The 416-nt window shown below is 68.3% G+C and carries 1 protein-coding gene; it reads left to right on the forward strand.

The annotated features are described in order from the left end of the window. Window positions 1–416 (forward strand): Ig-like domain-containing protein (locus EKN38_RS25640; protein WP_185812873.1); only part of this gene is annotated, 416 nt, incomplete at both ends.

Consider the following 416-nt stretch of genomic DNA (forward strand, 5'->3'; position numbering starts at 1 on the left):
GTGAGCGGCGACACCACCGATGACAACACCCCGACCCTGAGCGGTAAGGCCGAGCCGGGCAGCACGGTGAACATCATCGACAACGGCCAGGTCATCGGCACCGCGAAGGTGAACCCGGACGGCACCTGGAGCTACACCCCGGACCAGCCGCTGGCGAACGGCGCACACGACCTGACCACCACCGTCACCGATCCGTCGGGCAACACCGGGCCGGAAGGCTCGCACGTGGTCATCACCGTTGACGTGGTCCCGGGCAAGGTGGAAATCACCGCCGTGACCGACGACACCGGCAGCGTGACCGGCAGCCTGTCGCAGGGCGCGCTCACCGACGACACCCGTCCGCAAATCAGCGGCACGGCGAAGGCGGGCAGCACCGTGACCATCATGGACGGCAGCAACGTGCTGGGCACCACCAC

Origin of the sequence: Enterobacter sp. WCHEn045836, from assembly GCF_003965585.1 — a bacterium.
Taxonomy (GTDB): domain Bacteria; phylum Pseudomonadota; class Gammaproteobacteria; order Enterobacterales; family Enterobacteriaceae; genus Enterobacter; species Enterobacter dissolvens.